1 protein-coding gene is annotated in these 7652 nt (G+C 40.3%); it reads left to right on the top strand.

Annotated features, from left to right (window positions below; all coding sequences use genetic code 11):
• Positions 1–578: 578 nt before the first annotated feature.
• A complete protein-coding gene (locus tag P7J49_RS11370; RefSeq protein WP_408570722.1) occupies positions 579–7499 on the top strand; it encodes a MucBP domain-containing protein in 6921 nt (2306 codons plus the stop codon).
• The last annotated feature ends 153 nt before the right edge of the window (positions 7500–7652 follow it).

Genomic DNA, 7652 nt, shown 5'->3' with positions numbered 1-7652 from the left:
CTTTCTAGATACTTTTCATTTTTTAATCAGTTCGATTGTTTTTACTTGACAAAGGGCTTTACATATCAGTCATTTAAATTAACTTTGATACCTCGTCACTTTCGCCTTGCCATACTTTAGTATAGCCTGCGCCTCAGTTCCTTATCTGAAACATACTATTCAAAACAATTAATAACTGTCTTGGTAATGTTCACCTTCCTGGAGTAAAGAGTGGTAGCTTCCCCAACTTGTCCTAGAAGTGGTACCTTTACAAAAATAGGAAATAAAAAATCGTATCATTTGACAAAAAAGGGGGGGTGTGATCTAATAGCATAGATATCTATATATCAATTGTATCTATGTGAAATTTCCCATAGTAAAAGCAACAAAGCTCCAATGTAAACTAGCTCATCTCATTCTTCTAAGCGGATTTTTACCAATCACACTCCCAACTAGATTGATTATCACAACTTTTATGGTGAGATGTTGGGGTTTCTACTATGTTTTAAAGGAGATATTTTTCTTTTTTTAATGTAGGGGCGATGATGCTATTTTCTTTGATTTCTCACATGGTTATTATATTTTTTAGGAGGCGTTTCATGCGCAAAATTAAGAAAAAATCATTTGATTGGTACGGAATGAAACAACACTTTTCAATCCGTAAATATCATTTTGGTGCAGCTAGTGTATTGCTAGGTATGTCGCTAGCCGTGGGTGCTGGTGCGCAAACTGCTCAAGCAGAAACAACCACTGCAACAACAGGAGCAACAACACTAGCTTCATCAACAGAGGTTGATTCGTCAACAACTACTGAAGCATCAGCGACAGAAGCTACACCAACTACTGCCTCGACAGAAGTAGCAACTGCAGAACGTACAGCGACTATTGAATATACTGTTGAGTACCAAGATGAATCAGGGAAAGTTGTATCATCAACTGTTAAGTCAGTTGAAACGAAAACAACAGATACAATTGCTATTGCAATCGTTACTGAGTCAGCAATAGTACCTGAAGGTTATGAACTAGTTGCGAATGAAACGGCAACAGCTTCGACGGGAGTTATAGAATCTGGTCATTCAAAAGTTGTCTTCAAAGTTGTGAAGAAAGCTGAAGAAAAAGCAGCAACTTCTGAAACAACTACAACAGCTTCAACTGAAACAGCAACTGCTAAATCAACAGAAGGCGCAGCTACAACAACTGCAACAGTTTCTGAAGCTGTAAAAACACCTGCTACTGTAGAAGAAGCAAAAACTGTTCTTGAGCAAGTAACTTCAGAAGCAGAAGTTTTGGCAAATGAATCTGAACGTCTTGTAGCTGCATCTGACAAGGAAGACACAGCCTTGAAAGCAGCTGCTGCAGCGACTAAATTAACTGCAACACAAGCAACTGCAGTCTTGAAGGATTCAGTAGCAACACTTGAAGCAGTTAACGCACAAATCAATGCAGTTCGTACAAACGTAGAAGCTCTAGTCTTAGAATTACGTAAGTATTATCCAGATGGTGAAATCACTGCAGTATTGGATACCGCTACTGGAACTCCAGCTGCAACGACAATCGAAACTACAAACCCGGCATCTGTCTCTTATGCTCAACACGGTGTTTGGGAAATCCCAGATCCAGTTAAGGCTGCGAACTCAGGTCTTACAGCTGCTGAGAGAGAAGCAACCATTACAGTAGCTGAAAAGAATTATCCTGCAGGCTATATTGGAGACCAAGATGCCAACCGTGATACTTTCTTGATTTTTAATTTCGACACAGTCGGTGGCTATGGAGATGGTAAAAACTTTAATGATTGGGCGGGTCATAACTACTATATGACTTTCTCAGTGTCAACTGATTCAACTGAACGTGCGGCATCTGACGTTGTTTATGCTAAGTTGGTTGAGAAAACAATGAACGGTGATAGAGTTGTTAAAACTGTTGAACTAAAGCCTAATGTCAAAACTGTGGTTGATGAGTTGAACGTTCTAGAGAATTACCAAGCTCATAAAGTAAAATATGATTTTACTTACATTGTTTCAGAGAATGGTGTCACAACTCGCCAACTTTCAATTTATAATTCAAATGGTGTCAACTGGAATACTGCAGTTTATAACAAACTAGATCAGACAAGAGTAAATGTAAACACGAATTCATTTTCAACAAATGTTCCGGGTGGTACGATCCAAACAACATCATATTATGTAAAAGAAAATGCAGCGACTGGTCGCCTTCGTGAGTTGCTAGCACGTTACACTCAAGATAGTGGTTTAGTCGGGGATGCTTTTCATATTGCTGGTGCTATCGATTTTGATAATTATGAATTAATTGAGTCAGAATTACCTAAGGTAGTAAGAGGTATATTAACTACCGACTATAAAGTTGGTACGCAATATGCTGTTTTCCGTGGACAATGGAACGAGGCACGCTTGTACACCATTACAGATGTTAATGGTGCGTTGCAAATGCAAGTCTATATGCTAGATCCAAACAATCCAGACTGGGCTAATTTTTACAAAACTAAAATGAATAATAGTGGAACGGTCTCTGACTTGGATGATTACTTTACGTTGATGTTCACTACTGAAGAAATGCAACCAGGAGGAACATACAATACTAAGTCAGGAACGTTTACATCTAAATTTTATGACGCCAATAAACTTGTTCTTGAAGGAAAACAGGTTCAGGTTCTTGATTCCAATGGTGATGTACTTGGAACATTAAATGATACCAAAACGTCTTACACCACTGCTACTGGTCAAATTGTAAATGTAAAAAGTGTGACAGATACTATGGTGACTGACGAAGATGGTACCGTTCATACTGTTAACACAAAAAAAATCTATAAAACGGATGCGGCTGGTAATTACGTTGATGCAAACGGAGATGTCCTTACTCCAATTCAGTGGAGCGTTGATGCTCCATATAAAAATGGAAAAAAAGCAGATGGCATAGCAGATGGCTATGGAACAGTAGCTAAATTCGATACTGATAGCGTAACTGTTTCTACAGGACCTCTAGATGCGACAAATACGAATGCTCTTTGGAAATTTGGATGGAACTACAAGACACCAGATATCCCTGATGATGATGGTAGTTGGGATCTTGGCGGGTTAGAGATGACATTATCCAACTCTAATATTAAGAATGAACAAAATGCTCGTTACTTCTACACTGAAAAAGGTGGTGTTGATGTTTACTACGTAGACACAGAAGGTAACATCCTTAAGGATATGGTGACTGTAGTTGGACATGGTGACACAGGTTCAGAATACAATACCGCAGCCGTACGTGATAACAGCATCGTAGCAGCAGATGGTACCGTATACTACTACAAAGAAATTGATACTACAGCAAAAAATCTCCACCCTGTTGTAGATGACAAGACGGATACAGATTACCGTTCAAATGAAAAAATTGACGCAGAAAAAGGTACCATTAAGTCTGATACAGTTAAACAATTAACTTATGTTTACGAAAAAGCTGGTAATGTTAATATCAACTATGTAGACACAGAAGGTACCCCACTTCAAGCCTCAGTCGCAGATGTAACAGACGGTAAACCAGGTTCAGACTATAACACAGCTCAAGAAGGTGAAAAACCAGAAATCATCAAGACTAAAGACGGTAAGACTTATAAACTTGCTCCGGCAAATACTTACAACGTTGGTACAGTTTCAGATGATAGCAACTTGACAGCAGTTGGCAACGGTAAAGCCAAAGGTATCGACGACGTAACAGGTACAGTCGAGTCAGGTGTTACTAAAGAAATCACTTATGTCTACAAAGAAGTCAAGGGTGACGTTATTGTTCATTACGTTGATACTGAAGGTAAACCAATCAAAGGTACAACAGATGACGGCAAACAAACGGAAAGTACAGTTGAAGATACACCAGAAAGCTCAACAGGTACTCCGTACAACACAACAGACCTCCGTCCAAATACTATCACAACAGCAGACGGTAAGATCTACAAACGTGTTCCAGCAGCAACAATCGGTAAAGAAGATGGTAAGGTTGTAGAAGGTACAACCGAAGTCACTTATGTCTATGAGTTACTTCAAGGTGATGTTATCGTACATTACGTTGATGCTGAAGGCAACACAATTGCAGACGATGTAACAGACCAAGTTATCACTGACACAGGTACAGACTACGATACTAAAGATAACAAACCAGAGAAAATCGTTAATGACGAAACTGGCGATGTTTACTACATCTTGCCAAAAGATGAAGTCAAAGCAGGCGATAAAGAAACAGGTAAAGTTGTAGAAGGTACGACTGAAGTTACATACATCTACGAAAAAGCTGGTAGCGTTAATGTTAACTATGTAGATACAGAAGGTAATGTTCTTAAAGATCCAGTTGCAGACGTGACAGATGGTAAACCAGGTTCTGGCTATGACACTGTTCTTGATAACAAACTGGCTAGCATCTCAGTAGATGGCAAACTTTACCGCCTTGCTCCGGCAAATACTTACAACGTAGGTACAGTTTCAGATGACAACAACTTGACAGCAGTTGGTAACGGTAAAGCAACAGGTATTGATGCTACGACTGGTACAGTTGAAGCAGGCGTAACTAAAGAAATCACTTACGTTTACCAAGAAGTAAAAGGTGATGTTGTAGTTGAGTACTACGATACAGAGGGTAACCAAATTGCCAAAACAGTCGTAGACGAAGACGATAAGTCTGTTGGTACTGTCTACAACACTGACGAAGACAACAAACCAGAGACAATCACAACTGAAGATGGAACAGTTTACTACTACAAAGAAGTGAAAGATACTTCTGCACCAACAACTGGTAAAGTAGCAGAAACAACAACAACTGTTCAGTATGTCTACGAAAAAGCAGGCTCTGTCAATGTTAACTATGTTGATGTAAATGGTACTGAAATCAAGGCAGATGTATTGGATGTTGAAAACGGCAAACCAGGTTCAGACTACGATACACTTGTGGACAACCGTCCAGATACAATTGTTGCTAAAGATGGTAAGACTTACAAACTTGTTCCAGCAGGTGACTACCCAGTAGGTACAGTAGCAGCAGACAGCAACTTGGCTTCAGATGATACTCCAACTGGTGCAGTTGAAGCAGGTGTGACTAAAGAAGTTACTTACGTTTACCAAGAAGTAAAAGGTAACGTTATCGTTCATTACGTTGATACTGAAGGTAAACCAATCAAAGGTACAACAGATGACGGCAAACAAACGGAAAGCACAGTTGAAGATACACCATCTACATCAACAGGTACACCATACGACACTAAAGACAACAAGCCAACTACAATTACAACAGAAGACGGTAAGACATACCGTATCGTGCCAGTTCTTACAAAAGGTTCAGAAACAGGTAAGGTTGTAGAAGGTACAACATCAATCACTTACGTATACGAAGAAGTGAAAGGTGACGTTGTAGTTGAGTACTACGATACAGAAGGTAACTTGATTTCAGGTCTATCTGACTCAGGTGAAGCTGTAGATACTAAAGAAGTTGATACCCCATCAACATCAACAGGTACAGCATACAACACTGATGAAGACCACAAACCAAACACTATCACAACAGCAGACGGTACAGTTTACTACTACAAAGAAGTGAAAGACACTTCAGCTTCAACAACAGGTAAAGTTGTAGAAGGCACAACAACTGTTCAATATGTTTACGAAAAAGCTGGAAATGTTATCGTTCACTACATCACAGAAGATGGAACAGTGATCAAGGCTACTGTAACAGACGAAGAAAACGCTGAACCAGGTAAGTCTTATGACACAACTGATAACAAACCAACTACTATCACAACAGAAGATGGTTCACGTTATGTCTTGATTCCGTCTAAGACAATTGGTACAGAAAACGGTACAGTTGAAGGTGGTAAGACAATTGAGATCACTTATGTGTATAAGAAAGTCGCTAACTGGATCCCACAAATTCCAGGTGTACCAGCAGGAGAAGAACCAAAAGTTCCATATCCATTCGACCCAACTAACCCAGATGTACCAGTAACACCAACTCCAGATACAGTGATTCCAAACGTTCCAGGCTACACACCAGTAGATCCTAAGACCAACGAACCATTGAAACCAGTTGATCCAACAGATCCAGGTAAGGGTTATGTACCACCAACACCATCAAATACAGGAGAAGATACACCAATCCCTTACGTTCAAAACGGTAATGTTGTGGTGAACTACGTGACTGAAGATGGTACAGTAATTAAGACACCTGTTAACGACGAAACAGACGCTCCAGCAGGTAAGTCTTATGACACAACTGATAACAAACCAACAGAGATTGTTACAGAAGATGGTTCACGTTATGTCTTGATTCCGTCTAAGACAATTGGTACAGAAAACGGTACAGTTGAAGGTGGTAAGACAATTGAGATCACTTATGTGTATAAGAAAGTCGCTAACTGGATCCCACAAATTCCAGGTGTACCAGCAGGAGAAGAACCAAAAGTTCCATATCCATTCGACCCAACTAACCCAGATGTACCAGTAACACCAACTCCAGATACAGTGATTCCAAACGTTCCAGGCTACACACCAGTAGATCCTAAGACCAACGAACCATTGAAACCAGTTGATCCAACAGATCCAGGTAAGGGTTATGTACCACCAACACCAGAAGATTCTGGCGTTGACACACCAGTCCCTTACGTTCAAAACGGTAATGTTGTGGTTAACTACGTAACAGAAGATGGAACAGTTATCAAAGCACCAGTTCAAGACGAAACCAACGTTCCTGCTGGCAAGTCTTATGACACAACAGATAACAAGCCAAACACTATCACTACAGAAGATGGTACAACTTATGAGCTTGTTCGTGTGGAAGGTTCAGAAACTGGTACTGTTGTAGGTGGTAAGACTACTGAAGTAACATACGTTTACCGTAAAGTAGAAACACCTGCTAAGAAAGTTGTAACAAACCACGTTGACGAAGACGGTAACCCAATTGCACCGCAAGAAGAGGGTACAACACCGAACAAGTCAATCCCAGGATACAAGTTCACAGGTAAGACTGTAACAGATCCAGATGGTAATACAACACACATCTACCACAAGGTTGTAACAAACCACGTTGACGAAGACGGTAACCCAATTGCACCGCAAGAAGAGGGTACAACACCGAACAAGTCAATCCCAGGATACAAGTTCACAGGTAAGACTGTAACAGATCCAGATGGTAATACAACACACATCTACCACAAGGTTGTAACAAACCACGTTGACGAAGACGGTAACCCAATTGCACCGCAAGAAGAGGGTACAACGCCGAACAAGTCAATCCCAGGATACGAGTTCACAGGTAAAACGATACCTCTTCCAAACGGTGATACAATTCACGTTTACCGTAAGGTAAGCAAACCTGTTGCACCAAAACCACAGGCTCCTGTAGCTCCAACAACTGCTAAAGCTGGTGCGGCTCAATTGCCAAACACTGGTGAAGCTTCATCATCAGCAACAGTACTTGGTGCAGGTATGCTTATTGCAGCTCTTGCTCTTGCAGGTAAACGTCGTCGCAACGAAGACTAATAGTTTTAGTAGTAGAAGGATTCCCCCTTTACTATATAAAATGAAGAAATAAGAAAAGTTTGACTTTTCGGAAAAATGGGCTCTTTGTCAACTGTAGTGGGTAGATGAAAAGCTAACACCTAGAGAGGACGAACTTCGTTCTCTCTTTCTTTA

It is taken from the genome of Streptococcus suis, assembly GCF_046032515.1.
GTDB lineage: Bacteria > Bacillota > Bacilli > Lactobacillales > Streptococcaceae > Streptococcus > Streptococcus suis_AL.
This window is presented reverse-complemented; position numbering and strand designations above follow the sequence as displayed.

Bases quoted from the DNA above. Each gene is read 5' to 3' on its own strand.
- P7J49_RS11370 (WP_408570722.1), top strand. From the start codon at position 579: ATGCGCAAAATTAAGAAAAAATCATTTGATTGGTACGGAATGAAACAA.